Genomic DNA, 25497 nt, shown 5'->3' on the forward strand with positions numbered 1-25497 from the left:
CGAGGAATACGGAGCCGAGCCTGGTGCCTCAAGCGTGCCGGTGCCCGGCCGCAGGAGAGGCCACAGCTCGCATGACCACCGTCCGCCGCGGCGCCGCCGCGTTCGCAGCCGCAGCGGTGCTCTGCACCGGCTTCGCCCCCGCCGCTTCCGCCGCCCCCGCCGCGCCCTCGCCGTCCGCGACGCCCGCGCCCGTGATCCCCGCCGGGCTCTACGGCACGAAGGACCCGACGTACGACGGTGTGTGGCGCCAGTCGCTCGCCTTCATCGCGCAGACGACCAGTGGTGTTCAGCCCGCCGACGAGGCCGTGACCTGGCTGCGGACGCAGCAGTGCGACACCGGCGCCTTCGCCTCGTACCGCCCTGACCCCGCCAAGCCCTGCGACGCGGCCACCATGCTGGACACCAACGCCACCGCCGTCGCCGTCCAGGCGCTCGCCGGGGTCAGGGGCGCGAGCACCGACCCGGAGCCCGTGGCCAAGGCCGCCGCGGCCGGTGCGAGCTGGCTGAAGAGCGTGCAGAACAAGGACGGCGGCTGGGGCTACAACCCCGGCAGCCCCAGCGACGCCAACTCCACCTCGATCGTCATCAGCGCGCTCACCGCGCTCGGCGAGAAGCCCGGCGAGGTGAAGTCCGCGGAGGGCAGGACCCCGTACGACGCCCTGCTCGGCCTCGCGCTGCCCTGCTCCTCCAAGGAGGGCGCGGGCGCGTTCGCGTACCAGCCCGACAAGGAGGGCAAGCTGCTCGCGAACGCCGACGCCACCGCGGCCGCCACCCTCGCCGGGCTCGGCAAGGGCATCACCGCGCGCGGCGTGGCGCCCCAGCAGACCCCCGCCTGCACGGACCTGGCCAAGCCCACGATGGACCGGGCCGCGCTCAACGGCGCCTCCTACCTGGCCGCCGCGCTCGCGAAGACCGGCCACCTGAACACCCCGCCGCTGCCCGGCGCCACCGACCCGACCGAGCTTCCCGACTTCGGCAACACCGCCGACGCCGTCGTCGCCCTCGCCGCGAGCGGCGCCACGAAGGAGGCGTCCGGCGCGCTGACCTGGCTCCAGCAGAACTCCGCCGCCTGGGCGAAGGAGAGCGGCCCCGCCGCGTACGCGCAGCTGATCCTCGCCGCGAAGGCGATGCACATGGACCCGCGCGCGTTCGGTTCGACCGACCTCCTCAAGGAGCTGGGCGCCACCGGCCCCGCCCCGAAGGCCCTGCCGTCCTCGGCGCCGCAGGAGAGCGGCGAGGACTCCGGCTCGTTCGACGTGTGGTGGATCATCGGCATCGGCATGGTCGTCGGCGTCGGGATCGGCTTCCTGGTGAGCGGGCGCAAGAAGTGAGGGCGCGCCGGCTCCTCGGCGCAGCGGCCGGTGTCGTACTGACGCTGGCCGTCGCCGCTCCCGCGCAGGCCGCCGGATACCGGTACTGGTCGTTCTGGGAGAGCGACGGCGGCGGGACGTGGGCGTACGCGACGCAGGGCCCGGCGACGGCGCGGCCCGCCGACGGGGACGCGATCGGCTTCCGCTTCGCGGTCAGCGAGGACGCGAGCGACGCCTCGCGGCCCTCCGCCGCCCCCGACTTCGCGACGGTCTGCGGCGGTACGGGCGAGAAGGCGGGCACCAAGCGGGTGGCGGTCGTCGTCGACTTCGGCGGCCCGCAGGACGCCCCGCCGGGCGAGACGCCGCCGAATCCGGTGCTGAAGTCCGGCTGCGCGCAGGTGCGTGAGGACGCGACGAGCGCGGAGGCGCTGGCGACGGTGGTCAAGCCGCTGCGGTACGACAGCGCGGCGCTGCTGTGCGGGATCGCGGGGTATCCGGCGAAGGGCTGCGGGGAGCAGGTGGCGGAGCCGAAGCCGTCGTCCATCCCGTCGTCCACCCCGACGGTCTCCAAGACGGTGGACGAGGACGGCGTACCGACCGTCACGTTCTTCATGGGTGCCGCCTTCGTGCTCGTACTCGGTGGCGCCGCGGTCTGGAAGGCGCGCCGCCGCGCATGATCCGTGCCCCCGAGGCGAGCCGCTCCAACGCCCTGCACGCGGGCGCCTGGTGGCTCTGGGCGCTCGGCCTGGCCGTCGCCGCCTCCCGTACCACCAACCCGCTGCTGCTCGGCCTGATCGTCGGAGTCGCGGGCTATGTCGTCGCGGCCCGCCGCACGGACGCCCCCTGGGCGCGCTCGTACGGGGCGTTCGTGAAGCTGGGCCTGTTCGTGGTGGCGCTGCGGGTGGTGTTCTCGGTGGTGCTGGGATCGGCGATCCCGGGGACGTACCAGCTGTTCACGCTGCCCGAGGTGCCGATGCCGGACTGGGCGGCAGGCGTGCGGATCGGCGGCCGGGTGACGGCGGAGCAGGTGGTCTTCGCCGTGTACGACGGGGCCAAGCTGGCGACGCTGCTGATCTGCGTGGGCGCGGCGAACGCGCTCGCGAACCCGGCGCGGCTGCTCAAGTCGCTGCCGGGGGCGCTGTACGAGGTGGGGGTCGCCGTCGTCGTGGCGATGACCTTCGCGCCGAACATGGTGGCCGACGTGGTGCGGCTGCGGACGGCGCGGCGGCTGCGGGGGCGGCCGACGGGCGGGGTGCGGGCGGTGCTCCAGATCGGCCTGCCGGTCCTGGAGGGCGCGCTGGAGCGCTCGATCGCGGTGGCGGCGTCGATGGACGCGCGGGGTTACGGACGTACGGCACAGGTACCGCCGGCCGTACGCCGGACGACGAACCTCCTCACACTGGGCGGACTGCTGGGGGTGTGCGCGGGCTCGTACGGTCTGCTGGCGGCGCAGGGCGCGGGGTACGGGCTGCCGCTCGTCGTCGCCGGACTGGTCGCGGCCATGGCCGGGCTCCGGCTTGGCGGTCGCCGGGCGGTACGGACCCGGTACCGGCCGGACCGGTGGGGGGTACGGGCCTGGCTGGTGGCGGGCTCGGGTGTGGCGGTGGCGGCGCTGATGATCGCGGCGAACGGGTACGCGTACGGGGCGCTGCACCCGGGTGTCGTACCGCTGGTGGCGCCGGAACTGCCGGTGTGGCCGGCGCTGTCTTTGCTGGTGGGCCTGGTGCCGGCGTTCGTGGCCCCCGTACCGAAGGAGTCTTCGTGATCCGCTTCGAGAACGTCTCGGTGAGGTACGGGGAGGAGGCCGAGCCCACGCTGCGGAACATCGACGTGACGATCCCGGAGGGCGAACTGGTCCTGCTGGTCGGCCCGTCGGGGGCCGGCAAGTCGACGCTGCTCGGGGCGGTGTCGGGGCTCGTCCCGCACTTCACGGGCGGCACGCTGAAGGGCCGTGTGACGGTGGCCGGCCGGGACACCCGTACGCACAAGCCGCGGGAACTGGCGGACGTGGTCGGCACGGTCGGCCAGGACCCGCTCGCGCACTTCGTGACGGACACGGTCGAGGACGAGCTGGCGTACGGGATGGAGTCCCTGGGCCTGGCGCCGGGGGTGATGCGGCGTCGGGTGGAGGAGACGCTGGACCTCCTGGGCCTCGCGGAGCTGCGCGACCGCCCGATCGCCACGCTCTCGGGTGGGCAGCAGCAGCGGGTGGCGATCGGCTCGGTCCTGACCCCGCACCCGCGGGTGCTGGTCCTGGACGAGCCGACGTCGGCGCTGGACCCGGCGGCGGCGGAGGACGTCCTGGCGGTCCTCCAACGCCTGGTGCACGACCTCGGCACGACGGTCCTGATGGCGGAACACCGCCTGGAACGGGTGGTCCAGTACGCGGACCAGGTCCTCCTGCTCCCGGACGGGGTGATGGGCCCCCCTCCCGAGATCATGTCGATCTCCCCGATCCACCCCCCGGTGGTAGCCCTGGGCCGCGTGGCGGGCTGGACCCCGCTGCCCCTGACGATCCGCGACGCGCGGCGCGCGGCGGGGCCGTTGCGGGCCCGCTTGGAGGGGCGCGTGCCAACGGGTGACCCTGCGGGGCTTCTCCCCCACCCCGCCCCTTCCCGTAACCGGGGGCTCCGCCCCCAGACCCCCGCGCCTCAAACGCCGGCGGGGCTGATTCTGCCCGTGGGGCAGGAACCCGACAGCCGGCCGACCCAGCGCGAACCCGCCGCGCCCGATGCCCACACCCCACGGCACGAGGCCGCCGCCGAGCAGGCGCGGCCCGAGTCGCCCCTGCGGCACGAAGCCGCCGCCCAGCAGGCCCAGCCGGAGTCGCCCAAGCGGCGCGAAGCCGCCGCCCAGCGGGGACCCGCCGCGCCCGAGGCCCACGCCCCGCGGCGCGGAGCTGCCGCTCGGCGGGGGCCGGGGGCGGCAGCCCCCGAGTATCAGCCCTCCCCCAGCCCCCGGCAGGGTTTCGGGAAGGGGTGGGGTGGGGGAATCTCCCTGTTCCGGCGGCGGCCCCCGGCAGACGCCCCCGCGTCCGGACCCCTCGTCGACGTTCAAGCCCTCGGCGTCCGCCGCGGCCGCGTCGAGGCGCTTCGGCGCGTGGACCTGCAGGTAAAGGCCGGCGAGGCCGTCGCGCTCATGGGGCGCAACGGGGCCGGCAAGTCCACGCTTCTGAACACACTCGTCGGCATCGTCACGCCCACCTCCGGCACCGTCCTCGTCGCCGGCCGCACCCCCCACCGCACCGACCCCCGCGAGCTGATCCGCCACGTCGGTCTCGTACCGCAGGAGCCCCGCGACCTGCTGTACGCGGACACGGTCGGCGAAGAGTGCAGCGCCGCCGACACCGACACCGGCGCCGCCCCCGGCAGCTGCCGGGCGCTGGTGTCCGAGCTGCTGCCGGGTGTCGCGGACGACACCCACCCCCGCGACCTGTCCGAGGGCCAGCGCCTCGCCCTCGCGCTCGCCGTCGTCCTCACCGGCCGCCCCCCGCTCCTCCTCCTCGACGAGCCGACCCGCGGTCTCGACTACGCCGCCAAGGCCCGCCTCGTCGCGCATCTGCGCGAGCTCGCCGCCGCCGGCCACGCCATCGTGCTCGCCACGCACGACGTGGAGCTGGCCGCCGAGCTGGCGCACCGGGTGGTGATCCTCGCGGGCGGCGAGGTCGTCGCGGACGGCCCGACGGCCGAGGTGGTCGTCTCCTCCCCCGCCTTCTCCCCGCAGGTCGCCAAGATCCTCGCCCCGCAGCCCTGGCTCACCGTCGAGCAAGTCAAGGACGCGCTGTGACCGCCCGCCCCATCCGCCTCGGCGCCCGTTCCACAACCGCACTCGCCCTCGTCTCCCTCATCGGCCTGGTCGCCATCGCCTGGCCCCTCTTCGCCGACAGCACCTCCGCCGTCACCACGCACGCCGCCGACGCCCCCTGGCTCTTCGCCGCCCTCCTCCCCCTCCTGATCGCGGTCGTCGTCGCGACGATCGCCGACTGCGGCATGGACGCGAAGGCGGTCGCGATGCTGGGCGTGCTCGCGGCCGTCGGAGCCGCGCTGCGGCCGCTCGGGGCCGGGACGGCCGGTCTGGAGCCGATGTTCTTCCTGATGGTGCTGAGCGGCCGGGTCCTCGGGCCGGGCTTCGGCTTCGTCCTCGGCGCCGTGACGATGTTCGCGTCCGCCCTGCTCACGGGCGGTGTGGGCCCCTGGATGCCGGTGCAGATGCTGGCCATGGGCTGGTTCACGATGGGCGCGGGCCTGCTGCCGGGGCCGGAGAAGGTCCGGGGCCGGGGCGAGCTGCTGATGCTGTCGGCGTACGGGTTCGTGGCGGCGTTCGCGTACGGCACCGTCACCAATCTGTACGGCTGGGTCACGGTCAGCGGCCTCGATGATGCGGGGATCTCGTTCCAGCCCGGCGACCCGGTGCACGAGAACCTGATCCGTTTCCTCGCCTTCCTCCTCGCCACCTCCCTCGGCTGGGACCTCGGCCGCGCCGCCCTCACCGTCGTCCTCACCCTGACCGTCGGCGGCGCGCTCCTGAAGGCGCTCCGGCGTGCCACGCGGCGCGCGAACTTCGAGGCCCAGGTCACATTCGAGGGCCCCGAGAAGCCGCTCCAGGGTGAGGCGCCCCACAGGACCTACGTCACGTACGAAGCGAAATAGGAGAGGTCCCAGACCCTCCCAAATCACCCCATACACCCACGCGACCTGCGAAAACACCCACCACCCAACCCCCCGGCAGCCCCGCCCGCCTCCGACCCCGCTTCGTACATGGGGTCGTTGCCACGCCGCCCCCGCCCTGCTTCTCTGGTGGACGTCGCCAGGCAGGCAGCGCTCAGCGCAGCGCCTCGGACAGGCCGATTCCCCGCAGGATCCGGGTTCCCCGGGCTCTGGTTCCGGCTTGCCGAAAACGCCCGGCGCACCCCATGTCCCCGACGTTAGGTGCCTACGTGTTCCGCTCCATCGCCACTCGTGTCTCCACCCACAAGAAGTCCCTCGCCGCCTCCGCAGCCGTGCTGCTGGGCGCCTCGGGTGCCGTGCTGGGTACGACGGGTACGGCCTCGGCCGCCACCCCGCAGGAGATCGCCCGACAGATCGTGCCGGCGTCCCAGTACGCGTCGTTCAGCAAGATCGTCGAGCACGAGTCCGGTTGGAAGCACACCGCCACCAACTCCTCCAGCGGCGCCTACGGCCTGGTCCAGGCCCTGCCGGCCTCCAAGATGGCCTCGGCCGGTTCCGACTGGAAGACCAACCCGGCCACCCAGATCAAGTGGGGCCTGAACTACATGAACGAGCGTTACGGCTCCCCGAACGCCGCCTGGGCGTTCTGGCAGGCCAACGGCTGGTACTAAGAGTCGCCGCCGCAAGCCACGCACACCCGCAAGGCCCCGCCCTCCTTCCCGGAGGAGCGGGGCCTGCGGCGTTTCCGTCCGCGACTCAGGCGCCGAGCAGCATCAGCGTCTGGGACCAGAGGTCGTCGAGCACCGCGGGGTCGTTCTTGAGCTTCGCGAGCAGGACCATGCCTTCGAGCTGAGCGACAACAGCCCTGGCTGTCGCGACGCCGGCCCGGTCCGCCGGGATCGCACCTTCGGCCGCCGCCTCGGCGAGGATTCCCGCCACCAGGGCGATCAGCTCGGTGAAGATCTCGTCCAGGCGGGCCCGGACATCGGGTTCCTGCGTACTGAGCTCCAGGGCGAGATTGCCGAGCAGGCACCCGTCGACCGTGCCGGAGGTCTCCTTCATGTGCCGCTGCACGGCGACATTGGCGTCGAGCAGCCGGTGGAGCCGGTCGATGGCGGGCGCGGGGCCGGCCAGCTCACCGGCCCAGCGGGTGCGCTCACTCTGCCAGTAGACGTCGACGACCTCGACCGTGAGGGCCTGCTTGGACTCGAAGAAGTGGTAGAAGCTGCCCTTCTTCACCTCGGCACGGGCGCAGATCTCGGCGACGCCCAGGCTGCTGTAGCCGCGGCTCCGCATGAGGCCTTCAGTGGCCTCGAGGAGCCGTTCGCGTGCCGTGCTGGTGCGTCCCATGGCGGCCACTATACGGCCGGTCAACTATTTCCCGGGTCTCCAGGGTGCCTTTTAGTTGACCGGTCGTCTAGTGTCCTCGACATCGGCGGGCACACGGCCCGCCGCGATGCAGGAGGCTGCGCATGTCCGCCGTACCCATCACCGTCGTCGTCGCCCATCACAGCGGGTACGGGCACACGGCCCGCCAGGCGGCTGCGGTCGCCGAGGGCGTCGCCTCCGTGACCGGGGTGGAGGCCGATCTACGCAATGTGTCGACCCTCGACGACGCGCTCTGGGCCGCCCTCGACGCGGCCGAGGCGATCGTCTTCGGCTCCCCCACCTACATGGGCTCGACCTCGGCGGTCTTCCAGCGGTTCGCCGAGGCGAGCGCGCCGGTCTGGGCCGAGCGGGGCTGGCAGGACAAGCTGGCGGCCGGCTTCACCAACTCGGCCGGGGTGAACGGGAACAAGGACAACGCCCTGCTGTCCATGACCGTCTTCGCCGCCCAGCACGGCATGACGTGGGTGCCGCTCGGCCTGACGCCCGGCTGGGTGTACACCTCCGGGGGCAGCGCCGAGGACCTGAACCGGCTCGGCGGCTTCGTCGGCGCCATGGCCCAGTCCCCCTCCGACCTCGGCCCGGATCAGGGGCCCAGCGCGTCCGACCTGCTGACGGCCCGCCACCTGGGCGTGAGGGTCGCGCGGGCCGCGCTGCGCCAGGCCCTGGGCCGCGAGGCGGAGCTCGCCCTGACGGTGACGGCGTGAGGCCGGGCCGTCTGGGGGATCTCCTGGGCATCGAGCTCCCCATCGTCCAGGGCCCGTTCGGCGGCGGCCTGTCCACCATCGAACTGGCCGTCGCGGTGTCGGAGGGCGGCGGGCTCGGCTCGTACGGAGCGCACATCCTCACTCCGGAGGAAATCACCCGCCTGGTCGCCCTCCTGAAGGACGTCACGGACCGGCCGTTCGCGGTGAACCTGTGGGTACCGCTGGCGGAGGAGACCGGGCCACGGCCGTCCGACACCGAACTCGCCCCACACGTCGAGCGGTTGAAGCCGTACTACGAGCAGCTCGGCGTGGCTGCGCCGACCGCCGCCGACGTGGCGGCATGGCCGGACTACGACGCGCAGACGGAGGCTCTGCTCGCCGCCGCGCCGCCGGTGATCAGCCTGGTGATGGGGCTGCCGACCCGGAGGCTGGTCGAGGAGACCCGGCGGCGCGGCATCGCGCTGATCGGTACGGCGACGACGGTGGACGAGGCCGTCGCCCTGGAGCGGTCGGGTGTGGACGCGATCGTCGCGTCCGGCAGCGACGCGGGCGGCCACCGGGGCGCCTTCCTGCGTCCCGTAAGGGAGTCCCTGGTCGGCACGTTCTCGCTGGTCCCGCAGGTGGCGGACGCGGTCACGGTGCCGGTGATCGCGGCGGGCGGCATCGCCGACGGCCGCGGGATCGCGGCGGCGCTCGCCCTCGGCGCGGACGCGGTCCAGATCGGCACCGGCTTCCTCGCCACGCGCGAGTCGGGCGCGAGCGCGGTCCACAAGCGGACCCTGGGCACGCCCGAGTCCCGTACGACGGTCCTGACCCGCCTCTTCTCGGGCCGCACGGCGCGCGGCATCCCGAACCGCTTCGTCCGCGACATGGCCGCGCACGAGGATCACGTACCGCCGTACCCCGTCCAGAACGCCCTGATGCAGCCCATCCGCCGCGCGGCGGGCGTACAGGGACGCCCCGAGTACGTAAACCTGTGGGCGGGCCAGGCGGCGGCGCTGGCCACCGGATCCTCCGCGGCGGAGTACCTGGCGGAGCTGGTCGCGGACGCGGAGAAGCGGCTCAGCCCTGACGGGGCTTGACCGGAGGGGGCGCGGCCGACCAGCTCGCGCCCCCAGGAGCGAGCCCCGAGCACAAGGCCGCGCGGCCCTGCCCTCCTTCCGGAGTGCGGGGCCGCGCGGCATCCTCTCAGGCTCCAACTCAGGTCACCGGCCTCAGCCGATGGCCAGCTTGTTCTTCCAGCCGACGCCGTTGGTGTTGGCGACGATCGTCACTCCGGCGTGCTGCATCTCGCCCGTGGTGCCGGCGTAGAAGCGCACGTTGCCGTCCGCGCGAATCGTCCAGACATCCGGGATGTTGTCGCCGTTGACGTCCGGCGTCCCGAGCAGTAGCCGGACACTGCTGGAATGCCAGCCGCTCGCACCGTAGACCAGATCGGCTCCGTCCGCCGAAGCGACACCGGATGCCAGCGAGGCCAGGTCGACCCCTCCGCCCGCCGCAGGCTTGCCCTTGCGGAGATACAGCTTGGAGTATGCGTCGCTGCGGTAGATGAGGTCGGTGACCCCGTCGCCTGATATGTCCATGGCCGACACGATGTCGCGGTCTTCCCATACCGTCCCAGCCACCTTGACGACCTTGTCGACGGTCGCGCCGTTGTAGCCGATCAGCAGCCAGAGGTCGGCGCCGATCGTGACGAAGAAGTCGGGCTTGCCGTCCCCTGTGGCATCACCGGCGGAGGTGATCTGGGTGTACGTCGACGGATCCGGCGCACCCGCCGGCAGCAGGATCTGCTGCCGCTTGTCGATGTTGACGGCCCCGTAGCCGTCACCCGGGTACACCCACAGCTTGCCCTCGCGCCGGACGATCAGGTCCTGGAGACCGTCACCGCCGTAGACGTCGCCGAGGTGGGTGATCAGGGTGTCCTTCCAGTACCCGGACGGCGCGGCGGCGTAGACGGGCAGACCGTCGTCGCCGTTCGGGTCCTTGGCGGGATTGCCCCGGTAGGCACCCGACATCGAGTAGCCGATGTCGCCGCTGCCCTTGGCGAGGTCGTCGCTGCGCGCCTCGCCGGGGTACAACCGGAGGTTGCCGTTGCCGTCCACGATGAACATGTCGGCGATGTCGTCACCGGTGAAGTCGCCGGGCTCGTCCGCCTTGTCGCGCGGGGCGAGGTAGAAGAAGTACTTCGTCGGCGGGGACACGTGCCCGGCGTCGTCCACGGCCCTCACGTACAGGACGTTCGGCCCGGCCATCGGCGGCTTGACGGTGGTCACGCTGGTGAGCGTGGTCACCGCCGCACCGGACGTGCGGGAGGCCGAGAACGGGTAGTTGCCCTGGTTGAAGCCGTACTCGTAGCGGATCACGTCCGTCTGGCCGGCCTTGAACGTGAACGTGCCGGCCGTGCCGAACTTGACGGTGCTCCAGGTGGAGTCCTCGGCCTCGTTGTTGAAGCCGTTGTCCCGGGCGTCCGCGTCCGGGAAGTGCGGGGACGTCACGATCGGCGCGGTCGGCGCCGACGAGTCGAACACGAACCGGCAGGGCACCTTCGTGTGCGAATAGCCCGAGGTGGAGCCGAACTTGTCGACCGACTTCGCCCGCCACGAGTAGGTCTGGCCGTTGACCAGCTTCAGCCCGCCGGTACTGCTGTCGGTCAGGAACGAATCGGTGTGCACACGGGCCGAGGAGGTCTGACTCCCCACGGACACCTTGCCCTTGCTGCCGAGCAGATTGGAGCCGCCGCTGCTGAGCCACAGCTCGAAGTTGACCGAGGCGAGGTTGCCGTCCTTGTCGCTCGCGCTGGCCCACAGCGACAGCGAGGACGCACCGAGGTTGATGTACGGGTACGTCGTGTCGCAGCTCAGCTCGGGATCGAGGTCCAGGCTGGTGGGCGCGTTGGGCGGACGGTTGTAGCTCAGATCGATATACGGGTCGCTGCCACCGTTGGCCTGGAACTTCTTCCAGGAGTACTGGGAACCCTCGTCCGTAGCCCGGAAGCCGAGCGTGATCGTCGGCCAGCCGTTGTCGACCGCGCGCTGCGCCGTCGGCTTGACGTCGAACGACTCGTAATCGTCACGGCAGTTGGTCTTGTAGCCGTGGGCGAAGCTGCGCCGGGCGATCTTGTTGCCGTCGTTCATCGACGGCGCGTTCTTCCAGTGGGTCTTGGAACTGATCGTGCCGGTGAGGTGCACGGACATGCTGCGCGCCTGGCAGGACCAGGAGTACGTGTTGAGGGTCTTCAGCACGGCCTTGGTGACGAGCGCGCCCTTGAGGTCGGGGTCCCAGTCGATCGTGAAGAACGAACGGGACGTGCCCCAGGTGTCGGACTCGAAGCCGACGCGGGCCTCGTGGGTGCCGCCCTTGTTGAAGTTCTTGCCGTTGTAGAAGTTCGCGTACGGATGCTTGCTGTACGCGGTGGTCCAGTCGTCGGTGTGCTTGCTCACCGACGGGTCGATGAAGACCGGGTAGACGGTGGTCGCGTCGGCCAGGAATTCCTGGTCGGGGATGAGCACCCAGTTGCCGCCGTCGAGATGCGTCTCGACGAGTGTGCCGTTGGACGCGGGCTGCGGCCCGTTGAGAGAGGGCAGCGACAGCGTCGCGGCGGCACCCGTCTGCGAGGGCTCCGGCGTCGGCTCGGCCGGTACGGGCGGAACCGTCGACTCGGGTTCGGTGGCCGAAGGGTCCGGCGCCTCGTCGGAGGCATCGGGCAGCACCTCGTTGAACGGGTCCTCGACGTCGCCGTCCTTGATCGCGTCCGTCGGCTCCGCGGTCGGGGCCTCCGTCGCGTCCGGATCCAGCGGGGTGCCCACGGACTCGGACGGCAGCACCTCGGGCGGCGCTGTGGCATCGGTGCCGGCCTGGCCGTCGGTGGTCGCTGGGACACCCGCGCTGTCCCACATCAGCGGGGTGGGCGACTCGGCGATGTCCTCGCCGCCCTGGTCCTGCGCGCTGACGATTCCGGACACGGGGTCCAGGGAAAAACTCAGGTCGGGCGAGGACAGCCCGTACGCGAGGCGCGCGACCCGGGGATCGGCGGCGGCCGCACGGGTCTTGACCACGAGCAGCTGCGCGAAGCCGTTGTCGTCCGCGGTCAGTACCAGGTCGGCCCCGGGAAGGATCTCCGGGTAGAGCGCGCGGGACCCGTCCACGATCGGCGTCGGAATGGCCTCGGGCCAGGTCAGGATGATGTCGTGGCCGTCGACCGTGATGGTGGCGAGGGTGTTCCCGGTGCCCGGCGTGATGCCGTCGGACAGCAGCGGGACACGTCGGACGGAGGCCCGGGAGGCACGCTCTGGCTCGGAGCCGGAACCACCCTTCGTGCCGGGCCTCTTGCCGGCCTTCGAGCCCGCTGAGAAGACCATCGCGGTGTTCGTCGCCTTCGGAGCCCAGCCGGCGTCAACCCGTTCGAGGGTCGGGTCGATGGCCTTCCAGACGCCGCCGACCTTGGCGCGCACCGGGCTCGCGTGCATCCGCCGGAGCATCGAGCCGTCCGGCTGTGCCCAGGTGGTCGTGTACGCGCTGCGCAGCGCGGTCGCCTCCACCGGCTTGCCGGTCTTGGCCGCCCGCAGCGCCGCGTCCGCCTCGGTCAGCGCGACGCGGTCCTGTTGCGCGGCTCGGGGTGTGGTCGAACCCGGACCATCCCCGGACTCGTTCAGCCCGACGTACGTCAGTCCGGACGCCAATACGACGGCCGTCGCAACGGCCGCGAGCGACCGGCGACCGGACGGCAGGCGCCATCTGCTCGTCATGAGCACGAATTCCTTCCCCCCAACCCGACAATGCGAGCGAAGCATGACCCATGCGACGGATGTCGTCACGCGCCGGAGCTGCCCCGATGAGGGAGAACGGAAGGCTGGGGCATGGTCGGGCGGGGAATCGACCGCCTCCCCCAAACAGGGGCATATATCGCTCAACGTGCCCTTGATCTCCGACACTTGACCCGATTTGATACAGGAGCAGTACAGCTGCGGCAATCTCCCCAGAACAGGCTGTGATGGACAGGTTACGTCTTGTGATCCTTTTCACTTGATTCCGTTTATGCTGGCTTTACCGGCATATGGCTACGCACAATCACGCTGTTTTCCGATCGGGAATCACGTGAGCTCTGCCCGGGCTCCGTTTCAGCAGTCCGGGGGGACTTCTCCGTGCCATCCCTGCCGTTCGTTCACCGTCGCCTGCGCGCCTTCGGGTTGCCGGCGGGTGCCGTTCTGCTCGCCCTGCTTCTCCCAGCCACAGCTCTGGCGCAGCCACCGGATCCGGCCAAGGACGAGATACCGCGCGATGCGCTGGTCCTGGAGAGCCTCCAGAAGGGCCAGTTCGTCCCAGAGAAGGCGAACAACACCGGCCTTGAGCGCATCGGCGCCGAGGCCCCCGTCACCCAGAGCGAACCCCCGGCGGGCACCGCCACGCCGCCGAAGGCCGGCACCGGGGTTGTCGACTTCAGTGCTCCGGTCCAGCCGGCGACGTACTACAGCGGTCAGAGGACCACCGCGGCCACGTTCTCCGGAAGCACGACTTCCGGAAGTACCGTGCCCGTGACCCCCGTCGAGCTCAAGCCCGCCGCGGACCTGCCGGTCAAGCTCGGGCAGGCGCCCGGCGCGACCGCCCCCACCGGCACCTGGCAGGTCGCGGTCGCCGATCGCGCCGATCCGCTCACGCAGGGCGTCGACGGCGCGCTGCTCACGGTGACCGCGCCCGTCACCGGCTCCGTTCCGGTCGCCGTCCAGCTGGACTACAAGGCGTACCAGAACTTCTACGGCGCCGACTGGGCCTCCCGCCTCCGCTTCGTGCAGTTCCCCGAGTGCTACCTGACAACGCCCGAGGTCGAGGCGTGCCGGGCGTACGAGGAACTGGAGACGGTCAACGACACCAAGACCAAGTCGATCACGGCGACGGTCGACACGGCGGCGGACGGCACCGTCACCCCCGCCGTGGCCCCGAACCTCGCCCCCTCCGCGGAGGGTGTCATGCAGGCCGCGTACGTAAGGCCGGCCGCGACGGCCGCCTCCACCGGCGGCGACCGCGCGGTCCTCGGCGCCGTCGACTCCGGCGCGGGCGAGGGCGGCTCCTTCAAGGCCACCCCGCTGATCTCCAACGGCCAGTGGGCGGCGGGGAGCTCCTCCGGCGGCTTCAGCTGGACGTACCCGATCGACGTGCCGCCGACCCCTGCCGGTCCCGCGCCGAAGATCGCGCTCGGATACAACTCCCAGTCCGTGGACGGCAAGACCGCCGCATCCGCGCCGCAGGCCTCCTGGATCGGCGAGGGCTGGGACTACGACCCCGGCAACATCCAGCGCCGTTACCGCACGTGCAAGGACGACACCAAGAGCGCCGGCGGTCAGGCGCCCAACAACACGGGTAAGGCGAACGAGACTTCCGACCTGTGCTGGGTCTCGTACAACGCGGTGATGTCCCTCGGCGGCAAGACCGTAGAGCTGGTCCGCGTCGGTGCGACGAACGAGTACCGCCCCAAGGAGGACGACGGAACGCGTGTCCTGCTCAAGACCGGCGCCACCAACGGCGACAACGACGGCGAGCACTGGGAGGTCACCACGCGTGACGGCACCAGGTACTACTACGGACTGAACCAGATCGGCGGCGGACACGCCGACACCGAGTCCGTCTTCACCGTCCCCGTCTTCGGCAACCATCCCGGTGAGCCCTGCCACGCGTCCACGTTCGCGGACTCGCGCTGCAACAGCAGCACCAGTAAGCAGCAGGCCTGGCAGTGGGGCCTCGACAAGGTCGTCGACGTCCACGGCAACGTAATGATCGTCAACTGGCACCGGTCGACGAACTACTACGCGGTCAACGAGAAGACCGAGACCCCCGAGAAGTACACCCGCGGCGGCCTGCCCGACTCCATCGAGTACGGCCTGCGCGACGACAATCTCGCCGGCACCCCGAGCGCCAAGATCAACTTCTACCTCTCGCAGCGCTGCCTGGAAGGCGGCACCGTCTGCGAGTCGGCGAACTTCGACAAGACCGACCCGGCCGCGTACCGCTACTGGTGGGACTCTCCCGGCAACCTCAACTGCAAGTCCACGTCGAAGCTCTGCCCCCAGTTCCCGTCCTTCTGGAACCGCATGCGCCTCGGCAAGATCGAGACGTTCGCGCACCGCCCCGGCACCACAGGGCTGCAGAAGGTCGACACGTACGTCCTCAACCACTCCTTCCCGCGTGACTGGTACGACACCTCTCCGGGCCTGTGGCTGAACTCGATCACCCGCTACGGATATCTCCCCGGTGCCACCAGCGGCACCCTGATGTCCAAGTCGGGCGTCAGCTTCAAGGAGTACGTGGTCGGACCGAACCACCCGCTGCGGCATCTGAAGGACCAGCAGCTGCCCAACCTCGTCCCGCGCGACGCGAACGACGCCCGTCCGGGCTTCAAGCGCCCGCGCATCGGTGGGATCTCCACCGAGCACGGCGGTGACATCGAGGTCATCTACCGCGGCGGCTGCAAGGTCCAGCCGGCCGTGGCCCCCGAGAGCAACCACGGCACGTGCTATCCCACGCGCTGGTCCCCGGACGGTGACGAGAAGCTTCCCCAGCTCGCCTGGTTCAACAAGTACGTCGTCGACACCGTGATCGAGACGGACCGGATCACCGCCCTCTCGGCCCGCGTCGTGACCAAGTACAAGTACGCGGACGCGGCCTGGGGCAAGAGCGACGACGAGTTCACCAAGCCCGACCTGCGCACGTACAGCGAATGGCGTGGCTACCAGACGGTGACCACGATCAAGGGCAACGAGACCAAGAGCGCCAAGAGCACCGATCCGGAGACCCAGTCGTACGGCGTCACGCGCTACTTCCGCGGTGCGGGCGGTGCCGTCAAGGACTCCACCGGCAAGGTCACCCTCGTCGACGACGACCAGCCGCAGTACGCCGGGCAGGTCGCGGAGACCATCGCGTACAGCGGAGCGGGCGGCCGCGTCCTCAGCCGAACCCTCAGCAAGCCGTGGTCGGTCGAGACCGCCTCACGCGCCCGCGACGGAGGTGCGGGCGACCTGCTCGCGCACCGTGTCGGCGTGCGGCAGACGGACACCATCCAGACCGTCGGTGCGAGCTGGCAGGCGGTGCGCACCGAGACCGAGGTCGACCCGACATACGGTCTGCCGATCCAGGCGCAGACCTCCGTGGTCAAGCCGAACGGCACCGGTGAGACGCTCAGCGACCAGAACTGCACCAAGACCGAGTACGTGCACAACCCCGAGGCCGGCCTGATCGGCCTGACCAAGTCCGTGCGCGCCACCGCGACTTCCTGCGCCGACTACGCGACCGCCGATCCCGGCACCCAGCTGCTCAGCGCCGCCCGCACCGCGTACGACGGCCTGGCCTACGGCACGGCCCCGGTCAAGGGCATGGCCACGAGCCTGTACGAGACCAACGGCGAGGGCACCTCGCACTCGGTGGTCACCACCATGCAGTACGACGCCCTGGGCCGTGCGACGAAGGCGACGAAGCCGCTGGTCGGCACCACGGAGACGCAGTACACGCCCGCGGAGGGCGGCCCGGTCACCTCGATCAAGATCATCAATCCCAAGGGGCACTCCAACACCTCGACGTTCGACCCGGGCCGGGGCCAGGCCCTGACCGTCAGCGACGCCAACGGCCGGACCGCGCGCAACGAGTACGACGCCTTCGGTCGCCTGGTCAAGGGCTGGTCCCCGGCCCGCTCCACCGGTACCCAGACGCCCGACGTGCAGATCTCGTACCAGCTGGCGGACGCGTCCACCTCGGTGACCAAGCCCTCGGCCGTCACGGTGCAGAGCATCAAGGACGATGGCACCTACGCCAAGCAGGTCACGATCTACGACGGCCTGATGCGCCCGGTCCAGACCCAGTCGCAGGCCCACGGCCCCGGCCGTATCGTCACCGACACCCGTTACAACGATCACGGTCTGGCCTGGGAGCAGACGAGCCCCTACCTGGCCAAGGGCGAGCCGGCCACCAAGCTGTTCAAGCGCCAGTCGGACACCCTGGTCCCCAGCCTTCGCAGGACGTTCTACGACGGTCTCGAGCGACAGGTGCGCGTGGCGACGTACCACGGCATGACGTTCCTGCACAACGCGTCGACGACGTACGGCGACACCACGACGTACCACCGCCCCGCCGGAGTCAGCGACCCCGCGACGAAGTCGTTCACGGACGCGCTCGGCCGGGTGGTCAAGATCCTCCACTACACCAACACCAGCTCGACGCTGTCGCGTGCGACGACGTACGAGTACGACGCGCGGGGCAACCAGTACAAGGTCACCGACCCCGCGGGCAACGTGTGGACCCGCAGCTTCGACGCCCGTAAGCGCGTGGTGTCGAGCACGGACCCGGACACCGGCACCACGAACACCACCTACGACGCCGCCGACCGCGCGATCACCGTCAGCGACGACATCCGCGGTTCCACCCACACGTCGTACGACGAGCTGGGCCGCGTCACCGCGGTCCGCGAGGGCTCCGCCACGGCTTCCCCCGTCACGTCGTTCACGTACGACACGCTGCCGGGTGCTCTGGGTCTGCCCGTCTCCTCGACGCGGCACGACGCGAGCGGCGACTACATCGACCGGGTCACCGGCTACGACATCGGATACCGGCCGACCGGCCGCGAGACGGTGATCCCGGCCAACACCATGACCGCCGGTGTCTCCGGCACGTATGCCTCCGCCTTCACCTACACGCCGACCGGCAAGCCGCTGACGACCACCCTTCCCGCGAAGGGCGGCCTGGCGGCGGAGAAGCTCGTCACCCGCTACAACGAGGACGGTCTGCCCGAGTCCACCTCGGGCGACACCTGGTACACGGCCGACGTCACGTACTCGCCCTACGGCGAGCCCCTGCGTACGGTCAGCGGCCCGCAGCCCCACCGGGTGTGGACCACCAACTTCCTCCAGAACAACACCGGGCAGCTCCAGCGCACCGTCGTCCACCGGGAGACGGCGAAGAACCAGATCAGCGACACCCGTTACTCCTACGACTACGCCGGCCGGATCACGTCCATCGGGCAGAAGATGTCCGACCCGACCACCGGCGCCGCCACGAACGACAACCAGTGCTACACCTACGACGCGATGGGTGAGCTGGTCCACGCCTGGACCTCGAACGTCGTGGCCGGCCCGGGCGGCGGCGCCGCCTGCCAGAGCCCGGGCGGCTGGTCCTGGGGCTACCGCTCGGACGGCAAGGCCACCCGTGGCCCCGTCGCCGACGCGCCGGACACCGTCGGCGACACGACGACGCCGGACGCCACCCTCACCAGCTCGCTGACCGCCTCAGGCCCGGTGACGGGCACCGTGTCCGGCGGCACCCTCGGGTACTGGGACAGCTACACCTTCGACGTCATCGGCAACCGCACCACGCTCACGGTGCACAACCCGGCCGACGCGACGAAGGACGTCACCAACACCTACGGGTACGGAATCCAGGTCCCCGGCAACGGCACCCAGCCGCCCACCGAGATCCAGCCGCATGCCTTGGCGTACGTGAACTCCACGGCCGCCGACCAGGGCAGCTCGTACCAGTACGACACCGCCGGCAACACCACGGTCCGTGACCTGCCCGCCACCACGCAGCAGCTGACCTGGAACCGGGAGAACAAGCTCGCCACGATCACGGACGGCGGAGTCACCACGAAGTACGTGTACGACGCCTCGGGCAACCGCCTTCTGGAGAACACCCCGTCGGGCAGCGTCCTCTACCTCGGTGAGACCGAGCTGACCACGGCCGCGGGCAAGATCACCCGCGCCACGCGGGCCTACGGTCACCCCGGGGCCCCGACGGTCCTGCGTTCCACCGACAACGGCGCGACCACCGGTCACAAGCTGGACGTCCTGATCAGCGACCACCTCGGCACGTCGAACACCGTGATCGCGATGGCCACCGGCCAGGCGGTCAGCCGACGCGCCTTCAAGCCGTACGGCGAGGTCCGCGGCACCAAGACCGCCTGGCCCAACAAGCGCGGCTACCTGGGTGTCGGCATCGACGACCCGTCCGGCCTCACCCATATGGGCGCACGTGAGTACGACCAGTCGACGGGCCGCTTCATCTCGGTCGACCCGATCATCGACTTCGCGAGCCCGCTCCAGATGAATGGGTACGCGTACAGCAACAACAGCCCGATCAGCTCCTCCGACCCCTCGGGTCTCTTCTGCGACGGCTGCAGCGCGAACGACGACAACTCGGCATGGGGCCCGGACCACGGCCCGGGCTGCACGACCCAGGGCTGCTACGACACGGACGGCAACTACCTCTACAACCCCAACACCAGCAGCGGTAACGGTCAGTCGCCCACCCAGCCCCAGCAGCCGACCACGACCGTCACGGTCACCAAGGACTCCAACGGCAACACCTTCATCGAAGGCACGCGCCAGCCGACGGCCCAGGAGCTCATGGCCCGCTACCCGCTGGTCCCGGAGGATCAGCGGTACGAGAAGTGGGCTCAGCACCACTGCGAGTACATGAAGTTCGAGGGTGGCTTCTGTGCCACGGCCGAGAGCTCGGGCCTGGTCAGCTCGGAGCAGACCCCCTTCCAGAAGGCCGTCACCGGGATCGTGGTGGGCATCGTCGCCCCGGACGTCGACGCGTGGGTGGGCTGCGCCACCGGCCCCAACTTGTCCGACTGCGGGTCTGCGGCCCTCGACCTGCCCTTCCTCAAGGCCCTGAAGGGCCTGAAGGTCACCTACAAGCTGGTCAAGAAAGCCGACACCGTCTGCGAGGTGAACAGCTTCGTCCCCGGCACCCTGGTGCTGATGGGCGACGGCACGACCAAGCCCATCGAGGACATCAAGGCGGGTGACAAGGTCCTCGCCACCGACCCGGAAACGGGCGAGACCAAGGTCAAGACGGTTGTCGTCCCACTGAAGAACACCGCTGAGAAGCATCTGGTCCGCGTCACCATCGACACGGACGGGGAACGCGGGAACGAGACCGAGCAGATCGTCGCGACCCAGGGCCACCCGTTCTGGGTACCGCAGCTCGGCGAGTGGCTGGAAGCAACGGACCTGATCGCCGGCCAGACGCTTTCCTCTGGTTCCGGCACCGAGGTCCGCATCGCGGCGGTCCACCGCTGGACCGAATACGCAACGGTGCACAACCTCACCGTTGCGGACCTCCACACGTACTATGTGCTTGCGGGGGCCACTCCGGTACTCGTTCACAACAGCAACTGTGGCCCTCGGTTTGAAGTCGATTCGAAGGGAACTGCTACTGATCGAACCGATCCAGGTGGCAGGGTTGGAGTACCGAAGCTTGAGGGTGGAACCCTGCAAGAGGTCGGTGGGCGAGTATGGGGCAGTGGAGATCCCACCCATCTCATAGGTACGCGATCCCCTGCCGAACTTCGGTCACTGGCAAGCAGGGGCGATGCGGAAAAGTTGCAGGACTTCTATCAAAGTGCGGCCCTCGCTGGGAGGGGCGGAGTAACTGCTCCAGCGCGCGTGGTGCTGACTCAGGAGATCATCGATGCTTGGAGATAGCCGACCAGAGGCCGGGGAGCAGCGTGTGGACTTGAAGTTCACGGCAGCTCAAGGGGAAAGCGTTGAAGTGTGCTTCGAACCGGTAGGGACGACGTTCGCCTTGACTGATGGACAGTCGATCTATCTTCGAACTCCCGTTGAAAGTCTGGCCTCGCTGGAGATTGTTTCTTGGCCCAACGGAATAGGTGTATGGGTTCCGTATCCCGGGGAATACGCAATTCTGGACTCTGCGGGTGAAGAGCTCGACACGCTTTAGTTCATTCCTGTACCGAGACGCAGGCGGCGCCTCTTCGGAAACGAAGAGGCGCCGCTTTCGCGAGAAGGGCCGGTCCGGAACCCCTTCCCCCACTCCCCCGTACCGCTCCTACAACCGCTGGATGATCGTCCCCGTCGCCAGCGCCCCGCCCGCGCACATCGTGATGAGGGCGAACTCCTTGTCCGTGCGCTCCAGTTCGTGCAGGGCCGTCGTGATCAGCCGCGCCCCCGTCGCACCCACCGGGTGGCCGAGTGCGATGGCGCCGCCGTTGACGTTGACCTTCACAAGCCCGTCCAAGTCCCCGTCGAATTCCTGCGCCCAGCTCAGCACCACCGACGCGAACGCCTCGTTGATCTCGACGAGGTCGATGTCCTTGAGCGACATCCCCGCCTTGCCGAGCACCGCGCGCGTCGCGTCGATCGGGCCGTCGAGGTGGAAGTGCGGGTCGGCGCCGACGAGGGCCTGGGCGACGATCCGGGCGCGGGGCCTGAGTTTGAGCGCACGGGCCATCCGCTTGGACGCCCACATCAGCGCGCACGCCCCGTCGGAGATCTGGGAGGAGTTCCCGGCCGTGTGGACGGCGGTCGGCATGACCGGCTTGAGCCGTGCCAGCGCCTCCATGCTCGTGTCGCGCAGCCCCTCGTCGCGGTCGACGAGCCGCCACATGCCCTGCCCCGCCGCCTGCTCCTCCTCGGTGGTCGGGACCTGGACGGCGAAAGTCTCGCGCTTGAAGCGTTCCTCGGACCAGGCGATCGCGGCCCGTTCCTGGGAGAGCAGACCGAGGGAGTCGACCCGTTCGCGGGTGAGGCCGCGGTGCCGGGCGATCCGCTCGGCGGCCTCGAACTGGTTGGGCAGGTCGACGTTCCACTCGTCGGGCCACGGCTTTCCGGGCCCATGCTTGGAGCCGGAGCCCAGAGGTACGCGTGACATGGCCTCCACACCGCAGCTGATGCCGATGTCGATGACCCCGGACGCGATCATGTTGGCCACCATGTGGCTCGCCTGCTGCGAGGAGCCGCACTGGCAGTCGACGGTGGTGGCGGCCGTCTCGTACGGAAGCCCCATCGTGAGCCAGGCGTTGCGCGCGGGGTTCATGGACTGCTCGCCGGCGTGGGTGACGGTGCCGCCGACGATCTGTTCGACGCAGTCGGCGGGGATGCCGGTGCGGCCGAGGAGTTCACGGTAGGTCTCGCCCAGGAGGTAGGCGGGGTGGAGATTGGCGAGCGCGCCTCCGCGCTTGCCGATGGGGGTGCGTACTGCTTCGACGATGACGGGTTCCGCGGCCATGAGCTCGTCCTCTCCTCGCCCGGGCGGGGTGTCCCGGCACTCCGCGACGGGGGCGGTACGGGGGCGGTACGGGGGAACTAGTACGCGTTCTAGTTCTGCTTGCAGTCTTATGACTGCTACCGCCGGTACGCAAGGGTTGTGCACGCACCCGCGCGCGCCGATTACCCGCAACAGTTCCGGCCGCATCCCTTGCCACTTGTAGAACCGGTTACTACCTTGCCGTCACCTTCTGATGGTCCGTCAGAGAAGCTGGAGTGTGTTGCCGATGCCCTGCCCTCACCTCCCCGAAGGGTTCGACGCCACCGACCCCGATCTGCTCCAGAGCCGCATACCCTTCCCCGAGTTCGCTCAGCTGCGGCAGACGGCACCCGTGTGGTGGTGCCCCCAGCCCCGCGGCATCACGGGCTTCGACGACGAGGGCTACTGGGCCGTCACCCGGCACGCGGACGTCAAGTACGTCTCCACGCACCCGGAACTGTTCTCCTCGACCGAGAACACGGCCGTCATCCGCTTCAACGAGCACATCACCAGGGACCAGATCGAGGTCCAGAGGCTGATCATGCTCAACATGGACCCGCCCGAGCACACCCGGGTCCGCCAGATCGTCCAGCGCGGCTTCACCCCCCGCGCGATCCGGAACCTGGAGACGGCGCTGCGCGAGCGCGCCCGCGCGATCGTCGAGGAGGCGAAGCGGAACGCCGCGGGCGACGGCTCCTTCGACTTCGTCACCCAGGTCGCCGTCGAGCTGCCGCTCCAGGCGATCGCCGAACTCATCGGCGTACCGCAGGAGGACCGCGCCCGGATCTTCGACTGGTCCAACAAGATGATCGGGTACGACGACCCCGAGTACGCCATCACCGAGGAGATCGGCGCCGAGGCCGCCATGGAGCTCATCGGCTACTCGATGAACATGGCCGCCGCCCGCAAGGAGTGCCCGGCCAAGGACATCGTGACCCAGCTCGTCGCCGCCGAGGGGCAGGGCAACCTCTCCTCCGACGAGTTCGGCTTCTTCGTGCTGCTGCTCGCGGTGGCCGGAAACGAGACCACCCGCAACGCCATCAGCCACGGCATGCACGCCTTCCTCACCCACCCCGACCAGTGGGAGCTCTTCAAGCGGGAGCGCCCGGCGACCGCGGCCGAGGAGATCGTGCGCTGGGCGACGCCCGTGGTCTCCTTCCAGCGGACGGCCACTCAGGACACCGAGATCGGCGGCCAGAAGATCCGTGGGGGAGACAGGATCGGACTCTTCTACTCCTCCGCCAACAACGACCCGGAGGTCTTCGAGAACCCGGAGACCTTCGACATCACACGCGACCCGAACCCCCATCTGGGGTTCGGCGGCGGAGGCCCGCACTTCTGCCTCGGCAAGTCGCTCGCCATCAACGAGATCGAGTTCATCTTCAACGCCCTGGCGGACGTCCTGCCCGACCTGACGCTCGCGGGCGAACCGCGCCGGCTACGCGCGGCCTGGCTGAACGGGATCAAGGAGTTGCAGGTCCGGGTCGGCTCCTGACGGACGCTCACGACAGACACTCCTGACAGACCGGGAGGCGGGAGCTCATCCCCCCTACGCCTGGGGCTCCCGCCTCCCGTCGACCGTCGCCCGCCGGAACCGGATCTTCCCCCACCGCGTCTGATGCGGCATGTACATGCGGGGGACACAGAGACTTCTGGCCGTGCTCGTCGCGCTGCTCGCGCTCCAGCTCGGCTCGCTCATCGCACCGGCGTACGCGTGCGGCTGCGGGGCCATGGTGCCCGACCGGAACCACCGGATCGGCGTCGACCGGGAGACCTCGGCCGTGCGCTGGGACGGCCGTACGGAACAGATCGTCATGCGCTTCACCGTGCGCGGGGACGCCGAGAAGGCCGCCTGGATCATGCCCGTACCCAGCCGGGCGGACGTGACGCTCGGCGACCCGGAGCTCTTCGACGAGCTCGGACGGCTCACCGAACCGGAGCACAAGAAGAGGCACTACTTCTGGCCGCGCGGCCGCGACTGGCCCTTCGACCTCGACTACGGGGACAGCGCCGGGGCCACCCCACCCGGGAAGGGCTCGGACGTCGGTCTCGTCGGGCGCGAACGGCTCGGCCCCTTCGACGTGGCGCGGCTGACCGCCACCGACCCGAAAGCGCTGAGCGGCTGGCTGGAGACGAACGGCTTCGAGCTCTCCGACCGCCTGGCGACCGAACTGACGCCCTACGTCGAGCAGAAGTGGGAGTACGTCGCGGTGCGCCTCGCGCCCGACGCCACGGGCGCGGCGCTCCGGGGCGAGCTCACCCCGCTCCGGATCAGCTTCGCCAGCGACAAGCTCATCTACCCGATGCGGCTCTCCCGACTGGCGCAGACCCCGCAGTCCCTCGGCCTGTACGTCCTCGCCGACCACCGCATGGAGCCGCGCGACGACATCGGCGGGCAGGCGCCCGAGGTGACGTTCGCGGGCGGGATCGAGGAGACGGAGGGCGCGGTGGCCGCGCTCACGGGCGGCCGCCCGGTCTATCTGACCGCCCTGGACCAGGAGTTTCCCGAGCCCTCGCGGATCGACGGTGACCACGAGCTGACAGCGGCGGCCGCCGACACCCCGTACCGCGAAGTGGTCTACCACGACCGGCTGCTCACGGTCGGCGACGGCATCCCGGTCTGGCTCCTGACGGTCACCGGCGTGCTGCTCGCGGCGGCCTGGACGGTCGTGGCGGTCCACCGCCGACGGCAGCGGCCTGCGGTACGTTCGGCCGTATGACACAGGATCAATGGACCGCTGTCGACCACTACTTCACCGACCTGCTCGCCCCGGCCGACGAGGCGCTCGCCGCCACGCTCGCCGACTCCACGGCCGCCGGACTCCCGGAGATCGCCGTGGCCCCGAACCAGGGCAAGCTCCTCAACCTGCTCGTCACCATGATGGGCGCCCGCAGGGTCCTGGAGATCGGCACGCTCGGCGGCTACAGCACGATCTGGATGGCCCGGGCGCTGGGCGCCGAGGGCCGGATGATCTCGCTCGAGTACAACCCGACCCACGCGGACGTGGCCCGCGCGAACATCGCCCGGGCCGGGCTCGACAAGATCGTCGAGGTCCGGACGGGCGCGGCCCTGGACACCCTGCCCCAGCTGGAGACGGAGGGCGCCGGCCCGTTCGACTTCGTCTTCATCGACGCCGACAAGGTGAACAACCCGAACTACGTGGGGTGGGCCCTGAAGCTCTCCCGCCCCGGCACGGTCATCGTCGTCGACAACGTCGTGCGCGGCGGATCGGTCCTCGACGACGAGACGGACGACCCGACGGTCACCGCCACCCGCGCGATGTTCGAACTGGTCTCGCGCGAGCCCCGCCTGGACGCGACCGCGTTCCAGACGGTCGGCGTGAAGGGCTACGACGGAATGCTGCTGGCCCGGGTCGTGGCGTAGCGGGCACGCAGGCGTCC

At 70.2% G+C, this 25497-nt stretch carries 15 protein-coding genes; 12 read left to right on the forward strand and 3 right to left on the reverse strand.

Translation table 11 applies throughout. From position 1 onward, the window contains the following. Window positions 1-71 precede the first annotated feature (71 nt). From ACZ4VI_RS11885 to ACZ4VI_RS11910, 6 genes are all read left to right on the forward strand, one after another. Window positions 72-1331 carry a prenyltransferase/squalene oxidase repeat-containing protein gene (locus tag ACZ4VI_RS11885; RefSeq protein WP_467999021.1) on the forward strand — a complete coding sequence of 420 codons (1260 nt, stop codon included), beginning with the start codon at window positions 72-74 and terminating at the stop codon, window positions 1329-1331. Next, a complete protein-coding gene (locus tag ACZ4VI_RS11890; protein ID WP_467999023.1) occupies window positions 1328-1987 on the forward strand; it encodes an SCO2322 family protein in 660 nt (219 codons plus the stop codon). Before ACZ4VI_RS11885 ends, ACZ4VI_RS11890 begins: the two co-directional genes overlap by 4 nt. After that, window positions 1984-3075 (forward strand): energy-coupling factor transporter transmembrane component T, encoded by a 1092-nt coding sequence (locus ACZ4VI_RS11895; RefSeq protein WP_467999024.1) that lies wholly within the window; start codon window positions 1984-1986, stop codon window positions 3073-3075. Before ACZ4VI_RS11890 ends, ACZ4VI_RS11895 begins: the two co-directional genes overlap by 4 nt. Next, window positions 3072-5096, forward strand: coding sequence for an ABC transporter ATP-binding protein (locus ACZ4VI_RS11900; RefSeq protein WP_467999025.1), 2025 nt, complete (start codon window positions 3072-3074; stop codon window positions 5094-5096). The genes ACZ4VI_RS11895 and ACZ4VI_RS11900 overlap by 4 nt, the downstream gene beginning before the upstream one ends. After that, a complete protein-coding gene (locus tag ACZ4VI_RS11905) occupies window positions 5093-5959 on the forward strand; it encodes an ECF transporter S component (RefSeq protein ID WP_467999027.1) in 867 nt (288 codons plus the stop codon). The genes ACZ4VI_RS11900 and ACZ4VI_RS11905 overlap by 4 nt, the downstream gene beginning before the upstream one ends. 263 nt (window positions 5960-6222) lie before the next feature. Then, window positions 6223-6648, forward strand: a complete 426-nt coding sequence (locus ACZ4VI_RS11910; RefSeq protein WP_467999028.1) for an aggregation-promoting factor C-terminal-like domain-containing protein — start codon at window positions 6223-6225, stop codon at window positions 6646-6648. An 85-nt stretch (window positions 6649-6733) separates the two neighbouring features. Here the strand turns inward: ACZ4VI_RS11910 and ACZ4VI_RS11915 are convergent, their stop codons facing one another. Beyond that, the gene (locus ACZ4VI_RS11915; RefSeq protein ID WP_467999029.1) at window positions 6734-7327 is read right to left on the reverse strand and encodes a TetR/AcrR family transcriptional regulator; all 594 of its coding nucleotides are present in this window, start codon (window positions 7325-7327) and stop codon (window positions 6734-6736) included. 122 nt (window positions 7328-7449) lie between these two features. Here ACZ4VI_RS11915 and ACZ4VI_RS11920 point away from each other — a divergent pair, with 122 nt between their 5' ends. Then, the gene (locus ACZ4VI_RS11920; protein ID WP_467999031.1) at window positions 7450-8070 is read left to right on the forward strand and encodes a flavodoxin family protein; all 621 of its coding nucleotides are present in this window, start codon (window positions 7450-7452) and stop codon (window positions 8068-8070) included. After that, on the forward strand, window positions 8067-9152 hold the full coding sequence (locus ACZ4VI_RS11925; protein ID WP_467999032.1) for an NAD(P)H-dependent flavin oxidoreductase: 1086 nt from the start codon (window positions 8067-8069) through the stop codon (window positions 9150-9152). The genes ACZ4VI_RS11920 and ACZ4VI_RS11925 overlap by 4 nt, the downstream gene beginning before the upstream one ends. A gap of 132 nt (window positions 9153-9284) precedes the next feature. On the opposite strand, the gene ACZ4VI_RS11930 is transcribed toward ACZ4VI_RS11925, so the two are convergent. Next, entirely contained in the window at window positions 9285-12815 is a 3531-nt protein-coding gene (locus ACZ4VI_RS11930) for a DNRLRE domain-containing protein (protein WP_467999034.1), read from the reverse strand. A 396-nt stretch (window positions 12816-13211) separates the two neighbouring features. On the opposite strand from ACZ4VI_RS11930, the gene ACZ4VI_RS11935 reads away from it, so the two are divergent. Further along, window positions 13212-20534: a polymorphic toxin-type HINT domain-containing protein gene (locus tag ACZ4VI_RS11935; protein WP_467999036.1), complete on the forward strand. Its 7323-nt coding sequence runs from the start codon at window positions 13212-13214 to the stop codon at window positions 20532-20534. Between the two features lie 364 nt (window positions 20535-20898). Here ACZ4VI_RS11935 and ACZ4VI_RS11940 read toward each other — a convergent pair whose 3' ends face one another. Then, window positions 20899-22077, reverse strand: coding sequence for a steroid 3-ketoacyl-CoA thiolase (locus ACZ4VI_RS11940; RefSeq protein ID WP_467999038.1), 1179 nt, complete (start codon window positions 22075-22077; stop codon window positions 20899-20901). A gap of 265 nt (window positions 22078-22342) precedes the next feature. Between ACZ4VI_RS11940 and ACZ4VI_RS11945 the strand changes: the two genes are divergently transcribed. The 3 genes from ACZ4VI_RS11945 to ACZ4VI_RS11955 all read left to right on the forward strand — a co-directional run bounded on the left by ACZ4VI_RS11945 (window position 22343) and on the right by ACZ4VI_RS11955 (window position 25480). Next, complete coding sequence (locus tag ACZ4VI_RS11945; protein WP_467999040.1) at window positions 22343-23590, forward strand: cytochrome P450; 1248 nt, start codon at window positions 22343-22345, stop codon at window positions 23588-23590. A gap of 136 nt (window positions 23591-23726) precedes the next feature. Further along, a complete protein-coding gene (locus ACZ4VI_RS11950; protein ID WP_467999042.1) occupies window positions 23727-24815 on the forward strand; it encodes a DUF2330 domain-containing protein in 1089 nt (362 codons plus the stop codon). Beyond that, window positions 24812-25480, forward strand: a complete 669-nt coding sequence (locus tag ACZ4VI_RS11955) for an O-methyltransferase (protein ID WP_467999044.1) — start codon at window positions 24812-24814, stop codon at window positions 25478-25480. Before ACZ4VI_RS11950 ends, ACZ4VI_RS11955 begins: the two co-directional genes overlap by 4 nt. The last annotated feature ends 17 nt before the right edge of the window (window positions 25481-25497 follow it).

This window comes from Streptomyces sp. NPDC029169, assembly GCF_055563935.1.

What these genes read in the sequence shown, in the direction of transcription:
- ACZ4VI_RS11910 (WP_467999028.1), top strand. Translation starts at nt 6,223, where the DNA reads ATGTCCCCGACGTTAGGTGCCTACGTGTTCCGCTCCATCGCCACTCGT.
- ACZ4VI_RS11945 (WP_467999040.1), top strand. Translation starts at nt 22,343, where the DNA reads ATGCCCTGCCCTCACCTCCCCGAAGGGTTCGACGCCACCGACCCCGAT.
- ACZ4VI_RS11940 (WP_467999038.1), bottom strand. Translation starts at nt 22,077, where the DNA reads ATGGCCGCGGAACCCGTCATCGTCGAAGCAGTACGCACCCCCATCGGC.
- ACZ4VI_RS11955 (WP_467999044.1), top strand. Translation starts at nt 24,812, where the DNA reads ATGACACAGGATCAATGGACCGCTGTCGACCACTACTTCACCGACCTG.
- ACZ4VI_RS11895 (WP_467999024.1), top strand. Translation starts at nt 1,984, where the DNA reads ATGATCCGTGCCCCCGAGGCGAGCCGCTCCAACGCCCTGCACGCGGGC.
- ACZ4VI_RS11930 (WP_467999034.1), bottom strand. Translation starts at nt 12,815, where the DNA reads ATGACGAGCAGATGGCGCCTGCCGTCCGGTCGCCGGTCGCTCGCGGCC.
- ACZ4VI_RS11915 (WP_467999029.1), bottom strand. Translation starts at nt 7,327, where the DNA reads ATGGGACGCACCAGCACGGCACGCGAACGGCTCCTCGAGGCCACTGAA.
- ACZ4VI_RS11950 (WP_467999042.1), top strand. Translation starts at nt 23,727, where the DNA reads ATGCGGGGGACACAGAGACTTCTGGCCGTGCTCGTCGCGCTGCTCGCG.
- ACZ4VI_RS11920 (WP_467999031.1), top strand. Translation starts at nt 7,450, where the DNA reads ATGTCCGCCGTACCCATCACCGTCGTCGTCGCCCATCACAGCGGGTAC.
- ACZ4VI_RS11885 (WP_467999021.1), top strand. Translation starts at nt 72, where the DNA reads ATGACCACCGTCCGCCGCGGCGCCGCCGCGTTCGCAGCCGCAGCGGTG.